Origin of the sequence: Actinomadura graeca, assembly GCF_019175365.1 — a bacterium.
GTDB classification, from domain to species: Bacteria; Actinomycetota; Actinomycetes; order Streptosporangiales; family Streptosporangiaceae; genus Spirillospora; species Spirillospora graeca.
In genome coordinates this window covers 6,740,995-6,767,208 of sequence record NZ_CP059572.1, presented here as the reverse complement: position 1 = coordinate 6,767,208, position 26,214 = coordinate 6,740,995, and the positions used below count along the sequence as shown (strand labels likewise).

26 protein-coding genes are annotated in these 26,214 nt (G+C 73.4%); 11 read left to right on the top strand and 15 right to left on the bottom strand.

Annotated features, from left to right (window positions below):
• Positions 1-27 precede the first annotated feature (27 nt).
• The 3 genes from AGRA3207_RS30000 to AGRA3207_RS29990 are packed head-to-tail and all read right to left on the bottom strand — an operon-like array spanning position 28 to position 2,099.
• Positions 28-1,077 (bottom strand): YlbL family protein, encoded by a 1,050-nt coding sequence (locus AGRA3207_RS30000; RefSeq protein WP_231330493.1) that lies wholly within the window; start codon positions 1,075-1,077, stop codon positions 28-30.
• Positions 1,078-1,105: 28 nt separating this feature from the next.
• Positions 1,106-1,558, bottom strand: a complete 453-nt coding sequence (locus AGRA3207_RS29995; RefSeq protein WP_231330492.1) for a molybdenum cofactor biosynthesis protein MoaE — start codon at positions 1,556-1,558, stop codon at positions 1,106-1,108.
• A gap of 10 nt (positions 1,559-1,568) precedes the next feature.
• Entirely contained in the window at positions 1,569-2,099 is a 531-nt protein-coding gene (locus AGRA3207_RS29990) for a PPA1309 family protein (protein WP_231330491.1), read from the bottom strand.
• A 117-nt stretch (positions 2,100-2,216) separates the two neighbouring features.
• Here AGRA3207_RS29990 and AGRA3207_RS29985 point away from each other — a divergent pair, with 117 nt between their 5' ends.
• Positions 2,217-5,138, top strand: a complete 2,922-nt coding sequence (locus AGRA3207_RS29985; RefSeq protein WP_231330490.1) for a UPF0182 family membrane protein — start codon at positions 2,217-2,219, stop codon at positions 5,136-5,138.
• Between the two features lie 124 nt (positions 5,139-5,262).
• Here the strand turns inward: AGRA3207_RS29985 and AGRA3207_RS29980 are convergent, their stop codons facing one another.
• Positions 5,263-6,345, bottom strand: coding sequence for an NAD-dependent epimerase/dehydratase family protein (locus tag AGRA3207_RS29980; RefSeq protein WP_231330489.1), 1,083 nt, complete (start codon positions 6,343-6,345; stop codon positions 5,263-5,265).
• A gap of 89 nt (positions 6,346-6,434) precedes the next feature.
• Here AGRA3207_RS29980 and AGRA3207_RS29975 point away from each other — a divergent pair, with 89 nt between their 5' ends.
• From AGRA3207_RS29975 to AGRA3207_RS29965, 3 genes are read left to right on the top strand one after another with little or no spacing between them, the layout of a single operon-like run.
• Complete coding sequence (locus AGRA3207_RS29975; RefSeq protein WP_231330488.1) at positions 6,435-7,877, top strand: zinc-dependent metalloprotease; 1,443 nt, start codon at positions 6,435-6,437, stop codon at positions 7,875-7,877.
• On the top strand, positions 7,874-8,050 hold the full coding sequence (locus AGRA3207_RS29970) for a hypothetical protein (protein WP_231330487.1): 177 nt from the start codon (positions 7,874-7,876) through the stop codon (positions 8,048-8,050). The genes AGRA3207_RS29975 and AGRA3207_RS29970 overlap by 4 nt, the downstream gene beginning before the upstream one ends.
• Positions 8,047-8,589 (top strand): NUDIX hydrolase, encoded by a 543-nt coding sequence (locus AGRA3207_RS29965; RefSeq protein WP_231330486.1) that lies wholly within the window; start codon positions 8,047-8,049, stop codon positions 8,587-8,589. Before AGRA3207_RS29970 ends, AGRA3207_RS29965 begins: the two co-directional genes overlap by 4 nt.
• 22 nt (positions 8,590-8,611) lie before the next feature.
• Here the strand turns inward: AGRA3207_RS29965 and AGRA3207_RS29960 are convergent, their stop codons facing one another.
• The 3 genes from AGRA3207_RS29960 to AGRA3207_RS29950 all read right to left on the bottom strand — a co-directional run bounded on the left by AGRA3207_RS29960 (position 8,612) and on the right by AGRA3207_RS29950 (position 10,815).
• A complete protein-coding gene (locus AGRA3207_RS29960; protein ID WP_231330485.1) occupies positions 8,612-9,244 on the bottom strand; it encodes a hypothetical protein in 633 nt (210 codons plus the stop codon).
• Entirely contained in the window at positions 9,241-9,801 is a 561-nt protein-coding gene (locus tag AGRA3207_RS29955; protein ID WP_231330484.1) for a M48 metallopeptidase family protein, read from the bottom strand. The genes AGRA3207_RS29960 and AGRA3207_RS29955 overlap by 4 nt, the downstream gene beginning before the upstream one ends.
• 165 nt (positions 9,802-9,966) lie before the next feature.
• The gene (locus AGRA3207_RS29950; protein ID WP_231330483.1) at positions 9,967-10,815 is read right to left on the bottom strand and encodes an enoyl-CoA hydratase/isomerase family protein; all 849 of its coding nucleotides are present in this window, start codon (positions 10,813-10,815) and stop codon (positions 9,967-9,969) included.
• A gap of 199 nt (positions 10,816-11,014) precedes the next feature.
• Here AGRA3207_RS29950 and AGRA3207_RS29945 point away from each other — a divergent pair, with 199 nt between their 5' ends.
• Positions 11,015-12,346: an ABC1 kinase family protein gene (locus AGRA3207_RS29945; protein ID WP_231330482.1), complete on the top strand. Its 1,332-nt coding sequence runs from the start codon at positions 11,015-11,017 to the stop codon at positions 12,344-12,346.
• Positions 12,347-12,554: 208 nt separating this feature from the next.
• Here the strand turns inward: AGRA3207_RS29945 and AGRA3207_RS29940 are convergent, their stop codons facing one another.
• From AGRA3207_RS29940 to AGRA3207_RS29920, 5 genes are all read right to left on the bottom strand, one after another.
• On the bottom strand, positions 12,555-12,752 hold the full coding sequence (locus AGRA3207_RS29940) for a hypothetical protein (RefSeq protein WP_231330481.1): 198 nt from the start codon (positions 12,750-12,752) through the stop codon (positions 12,555-12,557).
• Between the two features lie 72 nt (positions 12,753-12,824).
• Entirely contained in the window at positions 12,825-13,103 is a 279-nt protein-coding gene (locus tag AGRA3207_RS29935) for a WhiB family transcriptional regulator (RefSeq protein ID WP_231330480.1), read from the bottom strand.
• Positions 13,104-13,224: 121 nt separating this feature from the next.
• Positions 13,225-13,569, bottom strand: a complete 345-nt coding sequence (locus AGRA3207_RS29930; RefSeq protein ID WP_231330479.1) for a hypothetical protein — start codon at positions 13,567-13,569, stop codon at positions 13,225-13,227.
• A 299-nt stretch (positions 13,570-13,868) separates the two neighbouring features.
• Complete coding sequence (gene tesB, locus AGRA3207_RS29925) at positions 13,869-14,729, bottom strand: acyl-CoA thioesterase II (protein ID WP_231330478.1); 861 nt, start codon at positions 14,727-14,729, stop codon at positions 13,869-13,871.
• A gap of 60 nt (positions 14,730-14,789) precedes the next feature.
• The gene (locus AGRA3207_RS29920; protein ID WP_231330477.1) at positions 14,790-16,874 is read right to left on the bottom strand and encodes an ATP-dependent DNA helicase UvrD2; all 2,085 of its coding nucleotides are present in this window, start codon (positions 16,872-16,874) and stop codon (positions 14,790-14,792) included.
• Positions 16,875-16,995: 121 nt separating this feature from the next.
• On the opposite strand from AGRA3207_RS29920, the gene AGRA3207_RS29915 reads away from it, so the two are divergent.
• Complete coding sequence (locus AGRA3207_RS29915; RefSeq protein ID WP_231330476.1) at positions 16,996-17,286, top strand: mycoredoxin; 291 nt, start codon at positions 16,996-16,998, stop codon at positions 17,284-17,286.
• Positions 17,287-17,303: 17 nt separating this feature from the next.
• On the opposite strand, the gene nudC is transcribed toward AGRA3207_RS29915, so the two are convergent.
• Both nudC and AGRA3207_RS29905 read right to left on the bottom strand, forming a co-directional pair.
• Positions 17,304-18,221, bottom strand: coding sequence for an NAD(+) diphosphatase (gene nudC, locus AGRA3207_RS29910; protein ID WP_231330475.1), 918 nt, complete (start codon positions 18,219-18,221; stop codon positions 17,304-17,306).
• A gap of 34 nt (positions 18,222-18,255) precedes the next feature.
• The gene (locus AGRA3207_RS29905; protein WP_420830802.1) at positions 18,256-19,641 is read right to left on the bottom strand and encodes a dipeptidase; all 1,386 of its coding nucleotides are present in this window, start codon (positions 19,639-19,641) and stop codon (positions 18,256-18,258) included.
• 126 nt (positions 19,642-19,767) lie between these two features.
• On the opposite strand from AGRA3207_RS29905, the gene AGRA3207_RS29900 reads away from it, so the two are divergent.
• Positions 19,768-19,983, top strand: coding sequence for a DUF4031 domain-containing protein (locus AGRA3207_RS29900; protein WP_420830801.1), 216 nt, complete (start codon positions 19,768-19,770; stop codon positions 19,981-19,983).
• Here the strand turns inward: AGRA3207_RS29900 and AGRA3207_RS29895 are convergent.
• Positions 19,980-20,588: an HD domain-containing protein gene (locus AGRA3207_RS29895; RefSeq protein WP_231330472.1), complete on the bottom strand. Its 609-nt coding sequence runs from the start codon at positions 20,586-20,588 to the stop codon at positions 19,980-19,982. The two genes, AGRA3207_RS29900 and AGRA3207_RS29895, sit on opposite strands and share 4 nt — an antisense overlap.
• A 136-nt stretch (positions 20,589-20,724) precedes the next feature.
• Here AGRA3207_RS29895 and AGRA3207_RS29890 point away from each other — a divergent pair, with 136 nt between their 5' ends.
• Genes AGRA3207_RS29890 through AGRA3207_RS29875 form a run of 4 tightly spaced genes read left to right on the top strand, consistent with a single transcriptional unit; the run spans position 20,725 to position 26,175 of the window.
• On the top strand, positions 20,725-21,864 hold the full coding sequence (locus tag AGRA3207_RS29890) for an ATP-grasp domain-containing protein (RefSeq protein WP_231330471.1): 1,140 nt from the start codon (positions 20,725-20,727) through the stop codon (positions 21,862-21,864).
• A complete protein-coding gene (locus AGRA3207_RS29885) occupies positions 21,861-23,432 on the top strand; it encodes an IucA/IucC family protein (protein WP_231330470.1) in 1,572 nt (523 codons plus the stop codon). Before AGRA3207_RS29890 ends, AGRA3207_RS29885 begins: the two co-directional genes overlap by 4 nt.
• A complete protein-coding gene (locus AGRA3207_RS29880) occupies positions 23,423-25,018 on the top strand; it encodes an IucA/IucC family protein (protein ID WP_231330469.1) in 1,596 nt (531 codons plus the stop codon). The genes AGRA3207_RS29885 and AGRA3207_RS29880 overlap by 10 nt, the downstream gene beginning before the upstream one ends.
• Positions 25,018-26,175, top strand: a complete 1,158-nt coding sequence (locus tag AGRA3207_RS29875; protein ID WP_231330468.1) for a type III PLP-dependent enzyme — start codon at positions 25,018-25,020, stop codon at positions 26,173-26,175. Before AGRA3207_RS29880 ends, AGRA3207_RS29875 begins: the two co-directional genes overlap by 1 nt.
• Positions 26,176-26,214 lie beyond the last annotated feature (39 nt).

The following is a 26,214-nucleotide window of genomic DNA, read 5'->3' as shown; positions in this document are numbered from 1 at the left end:
TGCATGGCGGGGAGTGGTTCGAACGGTTTACTTCGGGCACTCGGGGACGGCGCCTTTGCCGGAGGTGAGGGCGTTGATGGCCTGGACGGCGTCGTGGAGGGTGTCGGCGCGGACGAGGCGGAGGCCGTCGGGGCGGGCGGACGTGGCGTCGGAGCAATTGTCCTTGGGGGTGAGGAAGAGGGTGGCTCCGGCGCGGCGGGCGGCGACCATCTTCTGCTGGATGCCGCCGATGGGGCCGACCTTGCCCTCGGGGGTGATGGTGCCGGTGCCGGCGATGAACTTGCCGCCGGTGAGGGGGCCGGGGGTGAGTTTGTCGACGATGGCGAGGGAGAACATGAGGCCGGCGCTGGGGCCGCCGATGTCGCCGACGCTGATGTCGATCTTGAAGGGGAATTTGTAGCGGTCGCCGAGGACGACGCCGACGACGGCGCGTTTGCCGGTGGGGTCGGCGACGGTGGTGAGGGTGTGCTTCTCCTGTTTGCCGGCGCGCGTGACGGTGAGGGTGACGGGGGTGCCGATCTTGCGCTTGGCCATGGTGCCGGTGATCTGGGCGACGCTGGTGACCTTGGTTCCGTCGAGGGCGGTGATCTCGTCGCCGGGTTTGAGCCTGCCGTCGGCGGGCTTGCCCTTCTGGACGCCGTCGACGACGACCTGGGTGCTGATGGGGATCTTCAGCTCGTTCAGGGCGGCGGCCTCGGCGCTCTGCTGGGAGTCCTGCATCTGGCGGGTGTTCTCCTCGTCCACCTGCTTCTGCGACTCGTCCTTGGGGAAGATCGTCTCTTCGGGGACGATCGCGGTGTCACTGGCGAGCCAGCCGCGCAGGGCGGTGAACAGGTCGATGCGCCCGCCGGGGCCGCCGCGGTAGGTGACGGTGGTGAAGTTGAGGTGGCCCTTGTCGTCGTAGGTCTGCCGGCCTTCGATCTTGATGAGCGGCTGGCCCTTGTCGTTGGTGCCGAGGGTGTTGCTGGTCGGGCCGGGCTTCAGCGCGACGTACGGCACGGGCATGAGGGAGCCGACGAGGGCCAGCGCGAGGACGAGCACGCTCGCGACGGTCAGCGTGGCGGCACGACGAGACATGGCGGAAAGCCTATGCGGCACAGGGGCCTCAGCAGGCCCCGACCCACTCGTCTCCCCCGTCGGCGAAGGTCTGGTGCTTCCAGATCGGCACCTGCGCCTTGAGGTCGTCGATGAGGCGGCGGCAGGCGTCGAAGGCCTCGGCGCGGTGGGGGCAGGACGCGGCGACGACGACGGCGATGTCGCCGATCTCGAGGTCACCGACGCGGTGGAGGGCGGCGAGGGCGCGGACGGGAAGGTCCGCGGCCACCTTCTCCATGACGGCGCGGAGCTCGCGTTCGACGGTGGGGTGGGCGCTGTAGGAGAGCCGGTGGACGGCGCGGGCGTGGTCGTGGTCGCGGACGGTCCCGACGAACACGGCGGTGCCGCCGGCGGCGGGGTCCCCGGCGGCGGCGAGGACCTCGTCCACCGACAGCGGTGTCTCGCGGACGCCGATCAGCCGGATGACGTCGCGGGTCGTCCCGGGGGCGCTTGCTTCGGTCACGTTCCGCAGGCTACCCGTCCCGGCCCGGTTCGTCCGGTTCGAAGGTCGCGGCGAGGGCCTCGGCGAGGGCGGGGACGAGGTCGGGGCCGGCCAGCACCTCGTCCTCGGCGTCGTGCCTGCGCAGCCGGAGGGCGGAGTGGCGGGCGCCGTCGCGCAGGACGCCGACGACCATCCGGACGTCCTCGCGGCCGGGGTGGGCGGCGGCGTAGGCGGCGGCCTCCGCCTCGTCGTCGGGGATCTCCTCCTCGGCCTCGGGCGGCAGGACGACCCGCTCGATCACCAGGGCGCAGCCCTCGACCGTGTCCGGCCACGCGATGGACGCGAGGGCGTCCTCGACGGCGTCCCGGTCGGGCAGGCCGGGCTGTTCGAGCGCGGCGAGGGTGTCGGCGCCGCCGGTCAGGCCGAGCTGGTCCGCGAGCTCGGGTTCGGCCTTGCGGAGCTCGGTGCTGCGCACCAGCGCGTAGAGGCAGGGCTGGGCGTCCCAGCCCCGTCCGGCCCAGTGACGTTCAAGATCGAGTACTACTTCCTCCAGAAGGCTCACGGGCCCATCTTTCCCCCAATCAGCTCGGGGAAGTGCGGGAACCCCCCGCCCAGTCGGTAAGTTGCATACACAGCACCGGCCGGTGGCCGGTGGGCGCGATCTCGATCGGAGGGGCCCTTGACCTTCCGGACTCCCGGCTTCGGGCGCCGGCTCGGAAGCGGGCGGACGCGGCTGGTGCTACCGGTTCTGGTGGCGCTGGCCGCGCTGCTGATCGCCTACCTGGTGTTCACCGCGGTCTACACCAACTGGCTGTGGTACGACTCGGTGGGCTTCTCGTCGGTGTACACGACGCAGCTGCGGGCCAAGCTCGTGCTGTTCTTCGGTTCCGGCCTGTTCATGGCGCTGTTCGTGGGCGCGAACGTGTGGACCGCGCACCGGCTGAGGCCCGCGTACCGGCCGCTGTCGGTGGAGCAGCAGGGCCTGGAGCGGTACCGGTCGGTCATCGACCCGCGCCGGAGGCTGATCGCCGCGGGCCTGCTGACGCTGCTGGCGGTGCTGACGGGCTCGTCGGTGGCGGGACGGTGGCCGGTGTGGCTGGCGTTCCTCAACCGGACGCCCTTCCACATCGAGGATCCGCAGTTCCATAAGGACGTCTCGTTCTACGTCTTCACGTACCCGTTCCTGCGGCTGGTCCTGGGCGTCGTCTTCGCGACGGTGATCCTGTCGATCCTGGCCGCGGTGATGGTGCACTACCTGTACGGGGGCCTGCGGCTGCAGGGTCCCGGCGACAAGGCCAGCCCGCCCGCGCGCGCCCATCTGTCGGTGCTGGTGGGGCTGTTCGTCCTGCTGAAGGCGTTCGCCTACTGGTTCGACCGGTACGGCCTGGTGCATTCCGAGCGCGGCGGGACGACCGGCGCGTCCTACACGGACGTGAACGCGCTGCTGCCCGCGAAGACGATCCTGGCCGTGATCGCGCTGATCTGCGCGGTGATGTTCGTCAGCAACCTGCTGCGGCGCGGCATGATGCTGCCGGGCGTGGGCTTCACGCTGCTGGTGCTGTCGGCGATCCTGCTCGGCGGCGTGTACCCGCTGCTGATCCAGCAGTTCCAGGTGAAGCCGGACGAGCTGGCCAAGGAGCGCGCGTTCATCCAGCGCAACATCGACTTCACCCGCAAGGCGTACGGGGTGGACGGGGCGCGGGTCGTCCCGTACGGGACGCGGCCGGTGACCGACGGGAAGCAGCTGGAGGCCGAGCGGGCGAAGCTCGGCGGCGTCCGGCTCCTGGACCCGAACGTGCTCGGCGAGACGTTCCAGCGGCTCCAGCAGATCCGCCCGTTCTACAAGTTCCCCGACACGCTGGACGTCGACCGCTACAGCGTCGACGGCAAGACCATCGACACGATCGTCGCGCTGCGCGAGGTGTCGGGGGCCCCTGCGGGGCAGCACAGCTGGGTGAAGGACCGGATGGTCTACACCCACGGGTACGGGTTCGTGTCCGCCTACGGCGACCATTTCACCAAGAGCAGGGTGCCGGAGTTCATCACCAGCGCGATGCCGGTCACCCCCCAGCAGAAGATCAAGGTGACCCACCCCGAGATCTACTTCGGCGAGCGGTCCGCCCCGTACTCGGTGGTCGGCGGGCGCGGCCAGCAGGAGCTGAACTATCCCGACGGGACGAGCAGGTCGGGCCAGCGCAGCAGCACCTACGGCGGCCGCGGCGGCGTCGAGATCGACTCGTTCTTCCGCAAGCTGATGTACTCGACGCGGTTCCAGGACAAGAACCTGCTGCTGTCGGGCGCGATCAAGAAGGACGCCCGGATCCTCTACAACCGGACGCCACGGGAGATGGTGCACCGGGCCGCGCCGTGGCTGACGCTGGACGGCGACCCGTACCCGGCGGTGGTGGGCGGCCGCATCGTGTGGATCGTGGACGGCTACACCTCGTCCGACGGCTTCCCGTACTCGGAGGAGATGAGCCTCGGGGAGGCCACCCGCGACACGATCACCGACACGCGGTCGGCGGTGGCGCGGCAGGCCAACGACCACATCAACTACATGCGCAACTCGGTCAAGGCCACGGTGGACGCCTATGACGGGACCGTCCACCTGTACCAGTGGGACGAGGACGACCCGATCACCAAGACGTGGATGAAGGTGTTCAAGGGCACCGTCCAGCCGCGCTCGTCGATCCCGCCGGAGCTGGAGAGCCATTTCCGGTACCCGCAGGACCTGTTCAAGGTGCAGCGGCAGATCCTGTCGAAGTACCACGTGACCGACCCGGCGGCGTTCTTCAGCGGCGAGGGCTTCTGGGAGGTGCCGGAGGACCCGAGCGCCAAGGGCAAGCGGCAGCCGCCGTATTACCAGAGCCTGCGGATGCCGGACGAGACGGCGCCGAACTTCGCACTGACCACGGTGTTCAACCCGAACAAGAACGCGCAGCTCGCGGCGTTCATGTCGATCGGGTCGACGCCGGGGTCCAACTACGGGCAGATCCAGATCCTGGAGATGCCGCGCAACGCGCAACCGGACGGGCCCGGCCTGGTGCAGAGCTCGTTCGAGACCGACACGCAGGTGAAGGGCGACCTGTTCGCGCTGAGACAGGGCGGCACCAAGACGGTGCCGGGGAACCTGCTCACCATCCCGTTCGCGGGCGGTCTGCTGTACGTGGAGCCGATGTACGCCAAGGCGGCCGGGGGGTCGGAGCAGCAGCCGTACCCGTTCCTCGGGAAGGTGCTGGTGCGGTTCGGGGGTGCCGTCGCGGCGGCCGACACCGTGGACCAGGCGCTGGACAAGGTCCTCGGCAGCCCGGGCGTGCCGTCCTCCTCCGGGGTCCCGCCGGGCGGGACGCTGACCCCCGAGGCGGAGAAGGCGATCAGCGAGCTGCGGGCGGCCGTGGACGCCTACGAGAAGGCGCAGCGGGAGGGCGACTACCCGGCGATGGGCGAGGCGTGGAAGCGGATCAGGCAGGCCAGGGACGCCCTGGCCGCCGCGCAGCAGGCCAAGCCCAAGACCCCGGCCGTCTCCCCGACCACCACGCCGTCGGCGCCTCCGCAGGCGTCGGCGTCGCCGTCCCCGTCGGGCGCTCCGCCCTCCGACTGAGGGCCCTGGCCAGGGCCCCCGCCGTCCGGCCGAGGCCCTGGGCGGACCCCTGGACGGGCGGTTCGACCCCCGAGGTCGGACGGCCCGCCCGGTGGCGGGGGTCCCCGCTCCCGGGGGGCGGGTATCAGCGGCGGCGCCTGCGGGCGCGGCGGATGGCCGCGGCGGCGCCGATAGCGGCGACGGTGGCGCCCGCGGCGGTGGCCATGGTCGCCTCCTTGCCGCCGACGCGGCGGCCGACGACGGCGTGCCGCCCGGCGGTCTCCTCCATCACGGCGCGCAGCGCGGAGGCGTTGTCGTAGAGGGGTTTCCAGCCCGCGGCCCGCAGCCGCGCGCAGTCGACGACCCACGGGTAGGCGACGTAGTGCAGGTCGGTCGCCGGGGCCGGGGTCATCCCGAGCCGGTGCAGCCGCTGCGCCATCCCGAAGGTCAGCGCGGCGGGCAGCTCGAAGCCCCGCTTGCCGGTGATCTCGGCGACCTCGGCGGGCCCGAGCCACCCCTCGCCCCCGACCGCGACGGGCCCGGTCACGTCCTCGACGACGACGACCTCCAGCGCGGACGCGAGGTCCTCGACGTGGCAGAACTGCCAGCCGGGCGTGCTGCCCTTCACCGACAGCAGCCGCGGCGCCTCGAAGTGCCGGGTGACGACGGTGTCGACGCCGGGCCCGGCCAGCGCGGCGGGGCGGACGACGGTGACCTGCAGGCCGGGGTGGGTGAGCGGCGCGTTCGCGGCCAGCTCCTCCATCTCCAGGAAGTCGCCGGCGATGGAGGCGTTGGCCTCGGCGCGCAGCGGCGCGTCCTCGGGCAGGGGCACCTCGTTGCCGGGCCCGGCCCCGTAGACCATGGCGCTCGTGACGAGGATCACCCGGCGGACGCGGGCCGCCGCCGCGGCGGTGACCACGGTCTGGGCGCCGCGGACGTTGTGGGTGCGGCGTTCGCGGGCGTCCGCCTCCGGGGAGTGCTCGACGTCCAGGTTGACGATCACGTCCACGTCGGAGAGCCGGTTGGACAGCAGCGGATCCCTGATGTCCACGACGCGCCATGTCGCGCCGGGCACATCGCCCCGGTGCGCGTCGATGGCGACGACCTTGCGGATCTCTTCCCGTTCGGCGAGCCGGGCGGCCAGCAGCCGTCCCGCGCCGGTGGCCGCGCCGGTGACGGCGACGACCGGGCCCTTGCTACGCCGAGGGCGAACCTTGCCCGTTGCCACGGAGGTGCCCCCTTCCTTGTGTACGCGACCTTGCCTTGACCGGCTAACGTTGCGGATATGAGCCCATCATGCATCCCAGGGGCAAACCGATGAGTGACACTCCCTTCGGCTTCAACCGTCCCGGCGACGGAGACGACGACCGGCCCCAGGATCCATTCAAGGGCATGGGCGGCGACATGGCGCAGTTCGCCGACATGCTGCACCGGTTCGCCGACATGATCGGCGGCCAGGGTGCGGGCGGTGCGGGCGGCGGCCCGCTGAACTGGGATCTGGCCAAGAACATCGCCCGGCACTCGGTGGTCGAGCAGGGCGACCCGTCGATCGTGGACGCCGAGCGGCGCCAGGTCGAGGAGGCGCTGCGCCTGGCCGACCTGTGGCTGGACGAGGGCACCACGCTGCCCGCCGGCATCCGGACGCCGCGGGCGTGGAGCCGGTCGGAGTGGATCGAGCAGACGCTGCCCGTCTGGTCCAAGGTGTGCGACCCGATCGCGGAGCGCATGGTGGAGTCCATGGGCGGCGCGCTCGGCGGCGGCGGGGACATCCCCGCCGACATGCAGGCGATGGCGGGCCCGCTGATCGGGATGGTCAAGCAGATGGCCGGGGCGATGGTCGGCGGCCAGGCGGGGCAGGCGCTCGGCGCGCTGGCCCGCGAGGTGACCGGCTCCGCCGACGTCGGGCTGCCGCTGGCGCCGGACGGCGTGGGCGCCCTGCTGCCCGCCGGGGTCGAGGCGTTCGGCGCGGGCCTGGAGGTCTCCGACGACGAGGTCCGGCTGTACCTGGCGCTGCGCGAGGCCGCCCACCAGCGGCTGTTCGCGCACGTCCCGTGGCTGCGCACGCACATGCTGGGCGCGGTCGAGGAGTACGCGCGGGGCATCACCGTCGACCTGTCGGGCATCGAGCAGGCCGTCCAGGGGCTCGATCTGAGCAACCCGGAGGCCCTGCAGGAGGCGCTCGGCGGGGAGATCCAGCTCCAGCCCGAGGAGACCCCGCGGCAGAAGGCGGCGCTGTCCCGGCTGGAGACCACCCTCGCGCTGGTCGAGGGCTGGGTGGACACCGTCGTCAACCAGGTCGCCGAGGGGCGGCTGCCCGGGTCGGTGAAGCTCGCCGAGGCGGTGCGGCGGCGCCGCGCCACCGGCGGCCCGGCGGAGCGGACGTTCGCGACGCTGGTCGGCCTGGAGCTGCGGCCGCGGCGGCTGCGGGAGGCCGCGGCGCTGTGGCGGACGATCGACGAGGTGCGCGGCAACGAGGGCCGGGACGCGCTCTGGGGCCATCCCGACCTGCTGCCGACCGCCGCCGACCTGGACGACCCCGACGGGTTCGTGCACGGCCGCGACGAGATCGAGGGCCTGTCCGACCTCGACATCTCCAGGCTCACCAAGCCCGTGGGCGACGACCCCGGCGACGCCAAGCCCGACGACGCCAAGCCCGACGATGCCAAGCCGGACGACGCCGAGAGCGGTGGGACCGGGTTCGGCGACGGCAAGCCCGGCGACGAGGAGGACGGGCCGGACGCCGCGGGGCCCCGCCCGTGAACCGGACGCACGGGTCCCGCGTGAGCGGCTGCCGCTACGAGCCGGACTCGTCCACGAACGTGATCCGCAGGCGGATCGCGCGGGCGACGCTGTGCTGGCACCGCCCGGTCGACCAGGAGCGGCGCCGCCGCCATCCGGCCAACTCGCGGTATCCGCGCCTCGGCCGGACGTGACGGTCCCCCTGTACGAGGACGCCCGGCGCGTCCTGGAGTCGTGGCACGCGCCCGACTCCGGCCAGGAGCGGGCGCGGCTGGATTTCCTGAGGCATCTGGAGGAGCACCCGGCGGACGGGCTGTGGCGGGAGTGCGCGGCGGGGCACATCACCGCCAGCGCCGTCGTCCTGGACTCCTCGCGGTCCCGGGTGCTGCTGACGCTGCACGCCAAGATCAAGGCGTGGCTCCAGCTCGGCGGGCACTGCGAGCCCGGCGACGTCACGCTCGCGGGCGCGGCGCTGCGGGAGGCGACGGAGGAGTCGGGCATCGACGGGTTGCGGCTGCTGCCGGGCCCCGTCCAGCTCGACCGGCACGCGGTGCGCTGCCATCCGGAGGGCACCTGGCATCTGGACGTGCAGTTCGCCGCCATCGCACCGTCCGGGGCGCGCCACACCGCCAGCGACGAGTCCGATGACCTCGGCTGGTTCCCCGTCGACGCGCTCCCGGAGCCGACCGACGACGTCGTCCGCGGCCTGGTGGCGAGGGCCCTGGCGTCCTGAGGGCGCCGCCCTGAGGGCGACCTCAGGCGCCGAGCGGGCGGCCTTCCAGGAGCGCGCGCGTGTTCTCCCAGCCCTCCAGGCCGGGGTCGAGCGACCGCAGGTCGCCGGGGGTGCGCAGGCGGTGCCAGCCGGGGCCCTGCGGCACCAGGCCGGGGCGCGGGGCGGCGGCGCGGAGCCGGGACAGCGCGTCCGGCGTGTCGAGGCCGATCCCGGTCAGGGCGGCGGCGAGCCAGCCGGGCAGCGGCAGCCGGGCGGCGAGGGCGACCAGCCCGTGCCCGTCCGCGGCGCGGCAGGCGGCGGCCGGGGCGCCGCCGAGGGCGCGGAACAGCTTGCCGATCAGCAGCGGCGGCAGGTCGGGGGCGTCCGCGGCGACCAGCGCGGCCTCGCCGGCGCCGAGCGCGTGCAGCGCGGCGAACGCCCCCGCGAGCGTCGGCTCTCGGACGATCTCCGTTCCGGGCCAGGTGACGGCCTCGGCGTCCGGCTGGTCGGGCGGGTCGAGGACGAGCGCGGGCGTGACGGACCGGAGGCCGGCGACGACCTCGTAGGTGTCCTCCAGGAGCGCGAGGCGGAACTCGGCGGGATCGACGCCGGGCGGGGCGTCCGGGGCGGAGGCGGGGAGCGAGAGCACGGCGGCGCGGCGGCCGGCGGTGCTCACCCGGCGGCCTCGCGGGGGTAGCCGCCCGGGAGGTCGCCGCCGGGGTGCAGGCCGTCGACACGGTGCAGGTCCTCGGCGGGTTCGCCGCCGGGCGCGTCGGCCTCCATCGGCAGGTGCGCGGCGGCGGCGACGCCTTCGAGGTAGCCGCGGGCGCGGTCGGCCTTCGGATAGTTGCCGACCAGCTCCCAGAAGTCGGCGCCGTGACCGGGGATGAGCAGGTGGGCCAGCTCGTGCACCAGGACGTAGTCGACGACCCAGCCGGGCATGCCGCGCAGCCGGGTGGACAGCCGGATCGTTCCGTCGTCCGGCGTGCACGACCCCCAGCGGGTGCGCTGGTTGGCGACCCAGCGGACGCTGACGGGGTCGGCGCGGCCGTCCAGGTAGCGGCGTGACAGCTCGCGTGCGCGGGACTGGAGGTCGGCGTCGCTGGGGCGCCGGCGGCGTTCCCGCTCGGCGAGCCGCTCCAGGATGGTCGCGATCCACTGTTCCTCTTCGGCCTTGCTCAGCCTTGACGGAACCATCACCACCACCTTGTCCCCGTCGCGATATGCGGACACGGTACGCCGGCGTCGGTGGCTGCGGCGGACCTCAACGTTAGGGGGCACGCCTGAACCGTACCCAAAATTTTGCGTCCTCCACAGGGGGTCTTTGACGTTATCCCAGGTCAAAGACCATGTTTTTGACAGTCGCCGGAGGGTTTCCACAGCCTTCGGGGCGGGTGTTCAGGCTCCGGTGAACCGCGGGGGGCGCCTGTCCCGCTGGGCCGCGATGCCCTCGATCATGTCCCGGGTGGCCATGGTGACCGGCTGGGCGAGGGACTCCCAGCGGAGCGCCGACTCCATGTCGGGGTGCCCGCCGCCCGACAGGGCGACCTTGGTGAGCCGGGTCGCGACCGGTGCCCGCGCGGCGACCAGCTCGGCGGCGGCGAGGGCCTCGCCGAGCACCCGCTCGCGCGGGACGGCGTGGTTGACCAGCCCGCGCGCCTCGGCCTCGGCCCCGGTGAGGGCGCGTCCGGTCAGCAGCATCTCGCGGGCCAGCGGCAGCCCGGCGACCTCGGGCAGCAGCCAGGTGGCGGCCATGCCGGGGTGCAGCCCGAGGGCGGTGAACGGGGCGAGCAGCCGGGCGTCGGACGCGGCGTAGCGCAGGTCGCAGGCCAGCGCGAGGCAGAGGCCGGCGCCGACCGCGGGCCCGTTGATCGCGGCGATCGTGGGCACTTCGAGGGTCCGGACCGACAGCCACGTCCGGTAGAACTCCAGCATCCGGTCGCGGAGGGCGGGGACGGCCTCGGCGCCGGTGTCGGCGAGCCAGGCGAGGTCGCCGCCGGAGGTGAAGGCGCCGCCCGCGCCGGTGATCACGACGCAGCGCAGTGCCTTGTCCGCGCGGAGACCGGACACGGCCGTCCTCCAGGCCGCGGTCATCGCGTCGGACATCGCGTTGCGGCGGTCCGGGTCGTTCAGCGTGAGGACGGTGATCCCGTCGGCGCGGCGCTCGACCAGCAGCACGCCGGACGGCCCATCGGACGACTCACCGGACGGCTCACCGGACGGCTCATCGGACAGCTCATCGGACATGGCCCGCAACCTATCCCGCGAGGCCGCCGGGCGCGTCCCGCGGGGCCGCGGGGGCGCCGCCCGGCCCGCCCCCCGGCGGGTGAGAAAGCGCACACTTACATCGTCGCCGCAGGTGACGCGGGCGCGCCGGTCCGGGTGACCGGGATCGGGCGCGGATGGTTGTGGCGAGAACGAGAGTGGATCACCGACAATGGACGGCGTGAGCGATCTTCCCCGCCGCGCGGTGACGCGGTCCGCAAAGCTGGCGTCCCTCCCGATCGGCTTCGCCGGACGCACCGCGCTCGGCCTGGGGAAACGGACGTTCGGCCGGTCCGCCGAGGCCGTCGCCATGGAGATCCAGACCCGGACCGCCGAGCAGCTGTTCACGGTGCTCGGCGAGCTCAAGGGCGGGGCGATGAAGCTCGGCCAGATGCTGTCGATCTTCGAGGCGGCGCTGCCGCCGGAGATCGCCGGCCCCTACCGCGCGACGCTGACGAAGCTCCAGGAGGCCGCTCCCCCGCTGCCCGCCTCGACCGTCCACACCGTCCTCGCGGGCGCGCTCGGCGAGGACTGGCGTGAGCGGTTCGTGTCGTTCGACGACCGGCCCGCCGCGGCGGCGTCGATCGGCCAGGTGCACCGGGCGGTGTGGCACGACGGCCGCGCCGTCGCCGTCAAGGTGCAGTACCCGGGCGCGGGCAAGGCGCTGATCAGCGACTTCAACCAGCTGGCCCGGCTCGGCCGGCTGTTCGGCGTGCTGATGCCGGGGCTGGACGTCAAGACGATGCTCGCCGAGCTGAAGGAGCGGGTCGCCGAGGAGCTGGACTACACGATCGAGGCCGAGTCCCAGACGATCATCCGGGACGCCTACGCCGACGACCCCGACTTCTCGATCCCGGAGGTCATCGCCCAGTCCGGCGACGTGCTGGTCACCGAGTGGATGGACGGCACCCCGCTCTCGAAGATCATCAGCGACGGCGACCAGGAGACCCGGGACCACGCGGCGCTGCTGTACTGCCGGTTCCTGCTGTCGGGCCCGAAGCGCTCGGGGATGCTGCACGGGGACCCGCACCCCGGCAACTTCCGCCTGCTGGAGGACGGCAGGCTCGGCGTCCTGGACTTCGGCGCCGTCGACCGCATCCCCGGCGGCTTCCAGCAGCGGCTCGGGCTGCTCCTGCGCATCGGCACGATGGCCGACATCGACGAGATCGAGGAGGCCCTGCGCCGCGAGGACTTCATCCGCGAGGGCGTGGAGGTGGACGCGGAGTCCCTCCAGGCGTTCCTCGCGCCGATCACCGAGCCGTTCGTCACCGAGACGTTCAAGTTCAACCGCGAGTGGCTGCGCGACATGGCCGCCCGCGTCACCGACCTGCGCCCGACCAACGTCGTCCGGCAGCTGAACCTGCCGCCCGAGTACGTGATCATCCACCGGGTGCTGTCGGCGGGCACGGGCGTGCTGTGCCAGCTGGAGTGCGAGATCCCCGCCCGCGCGGAGTCGCTGAGGTGGGTCCCGGGCTTCGCCGACGACGCGGACGGCGAGCTGGTCACGGGCTGACCCCCACCGTGGGTGTGGGGGTCGTCCCCCACAAAGATCGGCCGGAGACGATCAGGACCCCGCGCACTGATGGAATGCGCGGGGTCCTGTTCTCGCGCGTCCGGTGAGTGGGCCACCGGCGCGCTTCGGGTGCCCGCCCGGGGAGGTCCGCGGCTCGTCAAACCATCCAAGAAGGACGGGCGGCGGCCTGCGACCCGGGCGGGCCAGGTCAGTCCCGGTGCCTCTCCGGGACGTAGGTGTAGTCCTCCCCGCTCGCGGTGGGTGCGAGCAGGACGCGCCGCACGCGGGACGCCCGGGTGCGCGCGTCGCGGCGGGCGCGCCGCAGCGCGTGCACGCGGACGGCGAGACCGTCCGGGACCGTCACGGGCGTCCGCTCCCGGGACGGCTCCTGGTCGAGCGTGATCATCTTCTTCTCCACGGCGGCTGGTCACGGCCTGCCGGGCGGGCGGTGCCTGAGGCAGCGCCCGCCCGGCGGGCATCACACGGTCACTTCGTCCGGCAGCGGGTGCTTCCGGGGACGGCCACGCGGCCGCTTGCGCGGGACGATCACGCCCCGGACGAACAGCTCGCCACCCCAGACGCCCCAGGGCTCCTTGCGCTCAAGCGCCCCGGCCAGGCACTCCCTGCGGAGCGGGCACTCCAGGCACAGGGCCTTGGCGAGCTCGACGTCGGCGGGAGACTCGGCGAAGAACAGCTCCGGGTCGGTCCGGCACGGAAGCGTGAGGTCCTCCTCGCTCACTGCGAGTGCCCCCTGCATCACAGTCACCCTTGTTCCTCTCGTTGGATCTCAACGGGCGTTTCGGTGGGTTGTCTGGGCAAATAAGAAGGCCGCGGATCCGGTGTCTGGATCCGCGGCCTGGGGGCTTGCCGGTGTCTAGCTAGACCGGTCGCCTCCAGGGGTACGGACCCGACACGCCACCCGTGCGGGGGGCGCCCTTGTGGGCCGTGGCCGGAGCCTGGGTGCTGATGTCGTCGAGGTGTTCGAAGACGGTCCGCACCTGCTCGTCCTGGACTCGCTGCTCGATGCGCAGATCACGCAGTCGCATGCCGAAGGCGGAGCCCTGCCCGCCGGCAGGGGCCTCGCCGGGCCGCACGTCCGCGTCGCCGTTCGCGACGGCACCGCCGGGCTTCAGGCCCGGCCGGCTCCACACGGACGCGGCGGAATAGGCGGTGGAGTCACCAGAGCAGGCGAGGGTCCAGATCGGCGCAGATTTGATCAACATGCTCATCACCGGACGACACACCACCTCTCTGGCTACTCGGGCCGCTACCGCTGGATCCAAGATCCATCCGGACCGGCCGGCTGATTGCTCGCAACGAGCGTACGGGGACTTCCGCGAATCAATCAAGGTATTTTTGACCTGCGGTTTCGTAGGTCAGTCCACCCTCTCGCCGAAGAAACCCCGGACGCCCGGAAGGGCGTTGGAGACCCTCGGAGATCCCACGCAAACGATCATCTCACGAGTCGCGCGCGCAGGCGAGCCCCGTTCGGCCGCCCGTTCGGCCGCCCGTTCGGGCAGGGTCAGTCCGCGACGCGGATGAGGCCCTCCTGCATCACCGATACGACCAGCTCACCGCCGTGGGTGAAGACCTGCCCGCGTGCGAGCCCGCGCGCGCCGCCCGCGAAGGGCGTGTCCTGGGAGTACAGGAGCCAGTCGTCGGCGCGGAAGGGCCGGTGGAACCACATCGCGTGGTCGAGGCTGGCGCCCATCGTCCGCTTGTCGCCCCAGGCCAGGCCGTGGTTGAGCAGGACGGTGTCGAGCAGCGTCATGTCGGACGCGTAGGTCATCAGGCAGACGTGCAGGAGCGGGTCGTCGGGGAGCTCGCCGTCCACTTTCAGCCACACCCTGGTCTCCGGGGTGGCCAGGGACGGGTCCTTGGCGGCCTCCCACGTCAGCGGCGTCGCGTGCCGCACGTCGAAGGGGCGCTGCTCGGTGAACGCGCGGGCGCCCGCCTCGCCGAACAGGGGGGTGAGGCGCTCCAGCGCGGTGGGCAGCGTCTCGGGGGCGGGCGCGTCCGGCATGGGCGCCTGGTGGTGCGGGCCGTCCTCGGCGATCTGGAAGGACGCCGACAGTGTGAAGATCGCCTTGCCGTGCTGGATCGCGACCACCCGGCGGGTGGTGAAGGACCTGCCGTCGCGGACGCGGTCGACGGTGTAGACGAGCGGGACCAGCGGGTCGCCCGGGCGGATGAAGTAGGCGTGCAGCGAGTGCACGGGGCGGTTCACCGGGACGGTGCGCCCCGCGGCGACCAGCGCCTGCCCGGCGACCTGGCCGCCGAAGACCCGCTGCTGGCGGTCCTCGGGACTGCGGCCGCGGAAGATGTCGTTCTCGATCTGCTCAAGGTCGAGGAGGTCCAGCAGTGACTTCAGTGACTCCTTCACACCGGCCAGTGTTCCCTATGGCCAGGTGTGAGCGGTGTCTCACCTCCGCCTGGGGGCGCGTCACGCGCCGCAGAGGGCGAGGACGGTCTCGCCGTAACGGTCGAGCTTGACCTTGCCCACGCCGGGGATGCGGGCGAGTTCCTCCAGCGACTCCGGGGCGTGCTCGGCGATCGCCTGGAGGGTCGCGTCCGTGAAGACCACGTAGGCGGGGATCCGCTGCTCCGCCGACACCTCGGCGCGCCACTCCCGCAGCGCGATGAGCAGCTCCTCGTTCAGCTCGGACGGGCAGTCCTCGCAGCGGCCGAGCTTGCGCTCGACGGCGGCGGTGAGCGGCCGCCCGCACACCCGGCACGGCTGCGGGCCCTTGGCCGCGCGGCGCTTCGTCCGGTCGGCGGGGGCCGGGGTGTGGGTGGTGGTCTTGCCGGAGAGGCCGTCCAGGAACCGGGACGGGCGGCGGCGGCGCGCGCCGCCGGGCGAGCGCGACAGCGCCCACGACAGCGCCAGGTGGACGCGGGCGCGGGTGATGCCCACGTACAGCAGGCGGCGCTCCTCCTCGATCTGCTCGGGCGTCTCCGCGTAGACGATCGGCAGGGTGCCCTCGGCGAGGCCGACGAGGAACACCGCGTCCCATTCCAGGCCCTTGGCGGCGTGCAGCGACGCCAGCGTGACGCCCTCCAGCGGCGGGGCGTGCTGCGCGGCGGCGCGCTCCTCCAGCTCGGCGACGAACTCCGGCAGGCCCGCCTTCGGGTCGTCGGCCGCCATGTCCTCGGCGAGCTGCGCCAGCGCGGCGAGCGACTCCCAGCGCGCGCGCGCGGCGCCCGCGCCCTCGGGCGGCCGGTCGGAGAAGCCCGCTCCGGACAGGACGTGCCGGACGGTCAGTATCAGGCCCGTGCCGTCGGTCTCGGCGTCGGCGCCCGCGCGGGCCGCGCCGCGGAGCCGGACGACCGCCTCGCGCACCTCGGGGCGCTCGAAGAACCGTTCCGCGCCGCGCAGCACGTAGGGGACGCCCGCCGAGGACAGGGCCGCCTCGTACGTCTCGGACTGGGCGTTGATCCGGTAGAGGATCGCGATCTCCCGCGCCGGGACGCCCTCGTCGATGAGCTTGCGGGCGCGCCGCGCCGCGTCGTCGGCCTCGGCGACCTCGTCGTCGTACTCGTTGAAGACGGGGTCGGGGCCGTCCGGGCGCTGCGCCACCAGCTCCAGCGCGGGCCCGCGGGCGCCCTCGCGCGGGCGGTGGCGGGCGGCGCCGATCACGCCGTTCGCGAGCCGCACGACCTGCGGCGTGGACCGGTAGTCGCGGACGAGCCTGACCACCTTCGCGTCCGGGTGCCGGCGGGTGAAGTCGAGCAGGTGCGACGGGCTCGCGCCGGTGAAGGAGTAGATCGTCTGGTTGGGGTCGCCGACGACGCACAGGTCGTCGCGGTCGCCGAGCCAGGTGTCGAGGAGCATCCGCTGCAGCGGGTTGACGTCCTGGAACTCGTCCACGACGAAGTACCGGTACTGCTCGCGGACCTGGTTCGCGACCTCGCGGTGCTCGGTGAGGACCGCTGCCGTCAGCTCCAGCATCCCCTCGAAGTCGAGGAGGTTGCGTTCGCGCCTGAGCTGTTCGTACATGGCGTAGACACGGGCCACGTCCACGACGTCGGCGGACGGCCTGCGCCCCGCGCGCGCGACCGCGCCGGGATAGTCCTCGGGACGGTTCTGGGTGACCTTCGCCCACTCGATCTCACCGGCGATGTCGCGCAGCTCGGTGCGCCCGTACGACAGCCGGCACGCGCGCGCCGCGTCCGCCACCAGCCCGATCTTCGAGTCGATGATCTTGGGCGGCTCGCCGCCGACGACGCGCGGCCAGAAGTAGGTGAGCTGGCGCAGCGCCGCCGCGTGGAACGTCCGCGCCTGCACGCCGGGCGCGCCGAGCGTGCGCAGCCGGCTGCGCAGCTCCCCCGCCGCGCGGGTGGTGAACGTCACTGCCAGCACCCGCTGCGGCGTGACCACGCCGGTGAGCGTGGCGTAGGCGATGCGGTGCGTGATGGCCCGCGTCTTGCCGGTGCCCGCACCTGCCAGCACGCACACCGGGCCCTGCACCGCTTCCGCGACCGCCCGCTGGTCGGGGTCGAGTCCCGCCAGCACCGACTCTGCCAACATCCCCCCATCTTTGCAGCCGCGCGCACCGTCCCCGGGGGTAGGAATGAGAAGCGGGGGCCCGCTGTTCTCTGATAGGCGTATCGAACGGATCGCACGAACGAACGAGGGAGACGACGCACCGATGGCGACGCCGACCACCGAGCGGGCCAAGGGCCCCGCCGGGCAGCTCACCATGTACACGACGTCCTGGTGCGGCTTCTGCCGCAGGCTCAAGAGCCAGCTCGCCCGCGACGGCATTGAGATGGTCGAGGTCGACATCGAGCGCGATCCGGCCGCGGCCGACTACGTGATGAGCGTCAACGGCGGGAACCAGACGGTCCCGACGGTCACCATCGGCGACGCGGTCGTCCTGACGAACCCGAGCGCCAAGGAAGTGAAGCGGCATCTGGCCGCACTGACCCGCGAGGTCTGAGCGGCACGGGCCGTCCGTCAGAAGTGCGGCATGTCCGGCAGGCTCCCGCCGTACCAGCGCTTGATGAGCTGCGCGGCGATGGACAGCGGGCCGGGCGCGACGAGGTCCCCGGCGTCGATGGCGGCGCGGAGCTCCTCGCGGCCGTACCAGGCGGCGTCCAGGATCTCCTCCGGGTCCGGGCGCAGCGGGACGTCGCCGTCGGCCTTGGCGGTGAAGCCGAGCATGAGGCTCCGCGGCAGCGGCCACGGCTGGCTGCCCACGTAGCGGACGTCGCGGACGGGGAGGCCGACCTCCTCGTCCACCTCGCGTGCGACGGCCTGCTCCAGCGACTCGCCGGGCTCGACGAACCCGGCGAGGATCGAGCGGCGGTCGGCGGGCCACTGCGGGCCGCGGGCCAGCAGGATCCGGTCGGACGCGTCGGTCACCAGCATGATGACGGCGGGGTCGACGCGCGGGAAGTGCTGCGAGCCGTCGGCGGGGCAGACCCGGACGTGGCCGGCGGAGGCGACCTCGGTGGGGGTGCCGCAGCGCGGGCAGAACCGGTGGCCGGCGTGCCAGTGCTCCAGCGCGACGACATGCGTGAGCAGTCCGGAGTCGCGGTCGCCGAGCAGCGCGCCGACCCGCCGGAGCCCGGCCGGCTCGGCGCCCTCGACGGCGGGCAGCGGCGCCGCGACGCCGAAGTAGGCGGTGCCGTCGCCGTCGACGCCGAGGAGCCAGCGGTCGCCGTCCGGGGCCCGTCCCGGCGGGACGAACACCAGTGCCGGGGCGGGTTCGTAGGTGACGAGCGCGCGCCCGTCCTGGACGATCAGCACCCGCGTCCGGGGGTCGGCCGACGCGCGGGCGAGCCATCGGTCGTCGCGGCGGTTGAGCGCGGCCCTGTCCAGGGTGCCGCGCGCCAGGGCCAGCCACTCCAGGGGGCCGTCCTTCGCCGTCACCTGACTCCTCTCACGTCCGGGGTCCCACCCCGGTTCAGCGCAGCGCGGTGGCGAGCTCTTCCCACAGGTAGGCGGCCGCCTCGGCGCCCTTGAGCAGCAGCGGGATCTCGACCTTCTCGTTCGGGGCGTGGATCCGGTCGCCGTTCAGCCCGACCGCGACGAAGATGAGCGGCGCGTCCAGGATGTCGGCAAGGTCGGCCTCGGGTCCGCTGCCGCCCTCGCGAGTGAGAAGGATCTCACCGCCGAACGCCCGTTCCATGGCGCGGCGGGCGGCGCGGACGCCGGCGGAGTCGATCGGCGAGAAGCACGGGCGGACGCCCCCGCCCGACGTGCGCACCTCGGCGAGGACGCCGGGAGGGGTGCCGTTGGCGACCCAGGCGCGGAAGGAGTCCCGTACCGCGGCCGGGTCCTGCCCGGCGACCAGCCGGAAGGAGATCTTGGCGTGCGCCTCGCGGGGAACGATCGTCTTGCCGCCGGGACCGGTGTGCCCGCCCCACATGCCGTTGATCTCCGCGGTCGGGCGCGCCCAGATCCGCTCCAGGGTGGAGTAACCCTCCTCGCCGTACGCGGCGCGGCTGTCGCCCGCGGTGCGCAACCAGGCGTCCTCGTCGAACGGCAGCCGCGCGAACAGCGCGCGCTCCTCGTCGGTGAGCGGGACGACGGTGTCGTAGAAGCCGGGGAGGGTGACCCGCCCGGCGTCGTCGTGCAGCGACGCCAGCAGCGCGACCATGGCGTGCAGGGGGTTCGGGACGGCGCCGCCGAACGAGCCGGAGTGCAGGTCGGACGAGGGGCCGCGCAGCGTGAGCTCGACCTCGGTGAGGCCGCGCATCCCGGTGCACATCGACGGGACGTCCGCCGCCCACATCGTGGTGTCGCTGATGACGACGGCGTCGCAGTCCAGCCGCGCGCGGTGGGTGCGCAGAAGCTCGGCGAAGTGGACGGAGCCGGACTCCTCCTCGCCCTCGACCAGCAGCTTGATGGTGACGGGCGGGGCGTCCGCGCCCGACGCGGCGAGGGCGGCGCGGAGGCCGAGCGTGTGGAACAGGACCTGGCCCTTGTCGTCGGACGCGCCGCGCCCGATGAGCCGGTCGCCCTTCTCCACGGGCTTGAACGGGTCGGTCTCCCACTCCGACAGCGGCTCCACCGGCTGGACGTCGTGGTGACCGTAAACGACGACCGCCGGCGCGTCCGGATCGGCGGCGGGCCATTCGGCGAAGACGGCGGGCAGCCCGGCGGTCTCCCAGGTCTCGACGGTCGGGAAGCCCTGCTCCCTCAGGTACGCGGCGAGCCACTCGGCGGAGCGCCGCACGTCGGGGGCGTGCGCGGGGTCCCCCGAGATGGACGGGATCGCCAGCCAGTCCTTGAGGTCGGCGAGGAAACGGTCACGGCCGTCCTGGATGTGCGCGACTACGTCGTTCACCTTCATGCCCCCTCGCATGTCGTACTGTCAGGCACTGTAAAGGATTTCGGTCACTGGTCCCCCGGAGCATTCTTGATCCTCATAGATCCGCCTCTGTGGCCCGCGCGCGGGCGGGTGTGGTCGCACATGGTGAGCGACGTCTCGTACGAGGAGCTGCATGCATTCGCGGCCGACCTGGGGATGACGCCACGGGCGTTCGAGCGGGACCACTATGACGTCCCGTCGGAGCTCTACGGGGCGGCGGTCGCGCAGGGCGCGGTGGCGGTGGGCTGTCAGGAGCTTCTCCTGCGGCTGACCCAGGCCGGTCTGCGGCGCCGCAAGGTCGTGCGCCTTTCACGTTAGGCGTTCAGGAGCATCAGTTCGGTCTGTATGTTACGCCTGGCGCGGCCCTCGTAGCGCTCGCGCGCGGGCGGAGTATGGAAGAGCGCGGGCAACGCCAGGAGCCCGTTCAATATCTCCGCACGTCCGGCGCGGTAGAGCTCCTCGGGGACGAAAGCGTATTCCTCCCGGACGGCCGCCGCGTAGGCGGCGTACCGGTCGGGATCCGCGCCGAGGATCGCGAGATCGGCGTCGCACAGGACCTGCCCGTCGCGGTCGTCCGCGCCGGGGGCGTGGGTGGCGGTCAGCTCCACCAGCCGGACGACCCGCCCGACGTCGTCGTCCGCGAGGTCGGTGTCGGCCAGCATCCGCGCGGCGAGGCGGGCGCTGCGCTCCTCGTTGTCGGCGCGCTCGGGGTCGTAGACGGCGTCGTGGAACCACGCCGCGAGCCGGACGGCGCCGGGGTCGGCGGCGTGGGCGGCGAGCTCGTCCACGAGGTCGAGGACGGCGGTGAGGTGCTCGCGCGTGTGGTAGCGGCGGTGCGGCTCGCCGTAGCGGGCGTCCAGTTCCGTTCCGATGTGCCGGGTCTGCGGCCCGGCCAGGGCGATCCACCGCTCGACGAGGTCCATGGGCCCATCCTCGCGGATCCGGGGGGCGGGGCGGGACACGCGATGTCACCGATCTTGCCCGCGTCGCCCGCGCCCGGCCACTAGGGTGACAATCTCACTTAGGCAAGCCTTACCTCACTCACTGGAAAGGCCCACTGTGGCCGCCTCTGTCTACGTGGTCGCCGGGAAGGCGACCGACTCGGTGACGCACGGATTCCTGCCCGCCGCCGCGCGCCTGGGCCTGGACGCGGTCCTGCTCACCGACCGCCCCTCCGCCCACCGGCACGACGGGCCGGTCGCCGCGTGCGACGTCTCCGACTTCCGGGAGGTCATCGCCCGCGTCGGGGACGGGCCCGGCGGGATCTTCTCCAACAGCGACTTCCTCCAGGCGCCGGCCGCGCTCGCCGCCGCGTACTTCGGGCTGCCGGGCAAGGACTGGCGGGCGGCGACCCGGGCGAAGAACAAGTCCCTCATGCGCCGCCACCTCGCCCCGCTCGACCCGGTCTTCTCCGCGGACGCCTCCGCGGTCCCGGCGGACGCGCCGTACCCGCTCGTCCTCAAGCCGCGCGAGGGCGTGGCCAGCGAGGACGTGTTCCTCGTCCACGACGCGCGGGAGCTGACCGCGCGGCGCGAGGAGATCGCCGCGCGGCGCGGCGGCCCGCTGGTGGCCGAGGAGTACCTGCCCGGCGCGCTGCACACCCTGGAGACGCTCGGGGACGGCCATCGGCTGCGCGTGCTCGGATCCTTCCGGACGCGGGTGTCCCCGCCGCCGTTCTTCGTGGAGGAGCGCCTCGAATGGGCGCAGCCGCCGCCGGAGACGCCGCAGGTCCTGGCCCAGCTGGAGGCGCTGGGCGTCGGGTTCGGGGCGTGCCACACAGAGTTCGTCGTCCACGAGGGACGCGCCCGGCTCATCGAGGTGAACTACCGGCTCATCGGCGACCACTGCGACTTCCTGCTCGCCGACCTGCTCGGCGTTCCGCTGTTCGAGCAGATCCTGCGCGTCCACCTCGGCGAGCGCCTGGAGCCGGGCGGGCCTCCCCCGCCGGGGCACGCCGTCGCGGAACCGGTCATCGCCGACCGGCCGGGCAGGCTGGCCGCCGCGCCGGGCGCCGTCGAGGCCGACGACGGCGCGGTGCGCGTGGTGTACCGGCCGCAGCGCGGCGTCGGCGACGCCATCGCCCTCACCCGCACCAACCGGGACTACCTCGGGACGATCCGCGCCATCGGTCCCGACGCGGCCCAGGTCGAGGCCGCGCTGGCCCGCTTCCGCGACGCCCACACGTGGACGATCGCGTGACGGACGGCGAGGCCCGGCTGGCGGCCCGGGTCCTGGACGCCCTGCTGCGCGAGGACTACGCGGGCCTGCGCCGTCTCGCCGACCACCGGACCCTCACGCTCGCCCTTCCGGCGCGCGCCGTCCGCCTCGTCCGCGCGGACCCGCCCTTCCTCTCCGACCTCGTCGTGGACGAGACCCAGCCCCTCGGCCTCCGCGACGTCTTCGCGGCCGTCCGCGCACTCGCGGATCCGCGCGACGACGTGGCGGCCTTCGAGCGGGAGTGCCGGGAGGCGCTCGCCGCCATCCACCTGCACGAGGACGCCCGGCCCGCGGTGATGCGGCACCTCGCCCGGATTCCGGACGGCCTGCGATCAGGTCCGGGCACCTTCTACGAGACCCTCGCCGCCTTCGGCGACCATCCCGTCCATCCGACGGGCCGGGGCCGGGCGGGGCTGAGCGCGGCGGACCTCAGCCGGTACGCGCCGGAGTTCAACCCCGCCTTCCCCCTGCGCTGGGCGTCGGTCCCCAACGCGACGACCACGGGAGTGCGACCGAAATGGTGGCCGGACCCTGCCGATGTGGGACTGCCGTCGGCCGCCGACCTGTTTCCCGTCCATCCTCTGGCAGTGTCACAGGTACGGAAGGAAAGCAGGGCGACGATCGCGCCGGAGGGGTTTCTCCAGGTCGCCCCCACCCTGTCGATGCGCACCGTGGCCGCGGCACCGCTGGACCATCTGAAGATGCCGCTGCCGACGAGCACGCTGGGCCTGCGCAACCGCCGCACGATCGTCCCGGGCACGCTGCCGGACGGGGCCCTCGTCGAGCGGATCCTGCGCCGCGTCCTGGAGCGGGAGAAGTTCCCGGTCCTGCTGGCCGACGAGCAGACCTACGGCCACGCGGGCTCACCCCTCCTCGGCTACCTCGTGCGGCGGTTCCCGCCCGAGACGGCGCGCGCGCACATCGTCCCCATCGCGGCGTTAGTCGCCGAGGCCCCGGACGGCCGGCTGGTGGTCGAACGCTGGGACGTCGCGTCACTCTTCGGCGCCTACCTGTCGGCACTGCTCTCCTGGAACGTCACGCTGTTCCGCTACGGGATCGCCTTGGAGGCGCACCAGCAGAACGTGGCGCTCGTCCTGGACGACGGCCCGCCGCGTCTCCTCCTCAAGGACAACGACGGCGCCATGATCGACCCGGACGTCCTGCACGACCGTCTCGGCGTCTCACCGTCCGCCGATCCCCGCGACCTCGTCGACCGGCGGATGGTGACGCGCGACCCCGAGGCGCTCGCCCGCGTGTTCACCACCATCACCCTGCACCTGTGCGCCGCCGCGCCCGCCGCCGCGCTGGCCCGGCGCGGGCTGCTCCCCTGGCGCACGGGCCGGGCCATGATCCGCGACCGGCTCGACGCGGCCCTCGGACCCGGCGACGCGTTCCTGCGCTCCCGCACGCTGGACGCCGCGTCACTGCCGGGCAAGGCCATGGTCACCGCCGGAACCCTCGTCGACAAGGCCAGGACCGGCGCGGCCGACATCAACAAGCACTACGGCCCGCCGGGGCCGAACTACCTACGGGACGACACGTGCTGCTGACAGACCCGGCCCTGACGGCCGACGACGCCACCGCCACCGCCCTGCTCAACTGCCTGATCCGCGAGGTCTGCGCGCCCGAGCGGCAGGTCTGGCCGGACGGCGGGCGCGTCGTCCTGCGCCTGCCGCGCGCGGGCGTCGTGCTCCGCGCGGGACTCGCGCGGCCCCCCTCGGGCCCGACCTACCGGCTGGTCCCGCCCTACGAGGAACGGCGCGAGGACGAGTGGATGCCCGCCCCCTGGGACCGCCTGTCCGACCTGGTCGCCGGTGAGCTGGAGCTGGCGACCGGAGTGGCGAACCCGGAGTTCCCGGCGCAGGTCGCCGAGAGCCGCGGCGCGCTGGCCGCGATCCTCGCCGTCCGGGGCGCGGGCGACGGCCGGCACGGCGACCCCTACATCGCCTCCGAGCAGGCCCTCGTGGCGGGCCATCGTTTCCACCCGTCGCCGAAGGCGCGCCAGGGCTCCCCCAGCGAATGGCTCAGGTACGCGCCGGAGACCCGGTCCCGTTTCCGCCCGCATTGGCTGGCCGTCCCGTCGGAGCTGGTCGCCGAGGACGGTGACCCGGACGCGTTCGCGGGGCTGGAGGCGTACGGGCCGCCGGTCCCTCCCGGCCGCAGGCTGCTGCCCGTCCACCCGTGGCAGTTCTCGCTGCTCGCGCACCGTCCCGTCCTGCGCCGTGCCCTCACCGGGAACCTCGTCACCGACCTCGGGCCGTCCGACGCCGAGGCGCTGCCCACCTCGTCCGTCCGCACGCTGTACCTCCCCGACGCGGACCTGTTCTGCAAGTTCAGCCTGGACGTGCGCATCACCAACTGCGTCCGCAAGAACGCCTGGTACGAGCTCTCGGGCGCCGCCGTCCTCGACCGCCTCCTCGCGGGCGTGTTCGCGGCGCTGGACGCCACGTTCCTCAGCGAGCCCGCCTACCGCACGGTCGCGCTGGCCGACCGCCATCTGTACGAGGGACTCGGCGTCATCCTCCGGCAGGGCGTCCGGGACCTGCCCGGCACGCCGCTCCTGGCCGGGGCGCTGGCCGACCCCTACGGCACCTTCCTCGCGGACCTGCCCGCCATGGCGACCCCGGAGGGCGCCCACGCCTGGTGGGACGCCTACGTCGCGCGGGTCGCCCCGCCCGTCCTGCACGCCTACCTCGACCACGGAGTCGTCCTGGAACCGCACCTCCAGAACGTCCTGATCTGCGTCGACGCCGACGGGATGCCGGTCCGCGCCGCGTTCCGCGACCTGGAGGGCACCAAGCTGACCGCGGGGCGCTGGGACCTGGCGCACCTCCCGCCCCGGGTCGCCGAGGCCCTCACCTACGCCCCCGACCAGGGCTGGAACCGCGTCGTGTACTGCCTGCTCGTCAACCACCTGACCGAGATCGCCGCGGCGGTGGCCGACCTGCACCCCTCCCTCGGCCTCTGGCGGACGGCACGCGGGCACTTCGCCGCCCTCGGCGCGCACCCGCAGGTCGCGGCGCTGCTCGCGGGGGCACCGCTGCCCGCGAAGGCCAACCTGCGCACCCGCTGGGCGCGGACGGCCGACCGCGCCGCGGCCTACGTCCCCGCCCCCAACCCGCTGGCGGTGCCGTGATGGCCCTGGACGACGCCCGCGACCTGACCGGCCGCACCGGTCCCACCGGTCTGCCCGATCCCACGGACCTCGCCGGGGCGTCCTACCCGGCCTACGTCTACGACCTCGCCGGGCTGGCCCGTCACGCCACCGCCATCCGGTCCGCGCTCGGCGGGACCGAGCTGCTCTACGCCGCCAAGGCGAACCCGGACGCGGAGATCCTCCGCGCCCTGGCGCCCTGCGTCGACGGCGTCGAGGTCTCCTCCGGTGGGGAGATGGCCCACGTCCGGAAGGCCCTCCCGGACGTCCCTCTCGCGTTCGGCGGACCCGGCAAGACCGACGAGGAGCTGGCGCGCGCCCTCGCGCTCGGCGTCCACCGGATCCACGTCGAGAGCCCGGGAGAGCTGACGCGGCTGCAACACCTCGGCCCGGCCGAGGTGCTCCTCAGGGCCAACCTGCCCATCGACGTGCCGGGCGCCGTGCTCACCATGAGCGGCCCCTTCGGCATGGACGAGCACGCGCTGGACGAATGCGCCCGCCGCATCGCCTCGGCACCGCACATCACCCTCTGGGGGATCCACGCCCACCTGGCGTCCGGGCTGGACGCCCCGGCGCTGCTCGACGTGGCGGGCCGCATCACCGCGTGGGCGCTCCCCTGGCTGGAGGCCCGCGGCGTCACCGAACCGGAGATCAACCTCGGCGGCGGCATGGCCGTCGACTACACCGACCCCACCGCCCGCTTCGACTGGGCGGCCTACGGCGCCGGGCTCTCCGCGCTCTCCGCCACGCTGCCGCCCGGCACGCGGCTCCGGGTCGAACCGGGCCGCGCCGTCACCGCCTACCACGGCCGCTACGTCACCGACGTGCTGGACGTCAAGTCCACGCGCGGCGAGACGTACGTGATCCTGCGGGGCGGGACGCATCACCTGCGGACGCCCGCCGCCAAGGGCCACGACCAGCCCTTCGAGGTCCTCGCCCCGAGGAGCGGGCCCGCCGCGAAGGCCACCCTCGTCGGGCAGCTCTGCACCCCGAAGGACGTCTTCGCGCGCGACGTGCCCGTCCCGCCTCTGGAGCCGGGTGACGTCATCGCCTTCACCATGGCCGGGGCCTACGCCTGGAACATCTCCCATCACGACTTCCTGATGCACCCCCGCCCGGCGTTCCACTACCTGCGCTGATCACCGCGCGTCCGGCATGACGCGGGGGCGCCGCCCGCG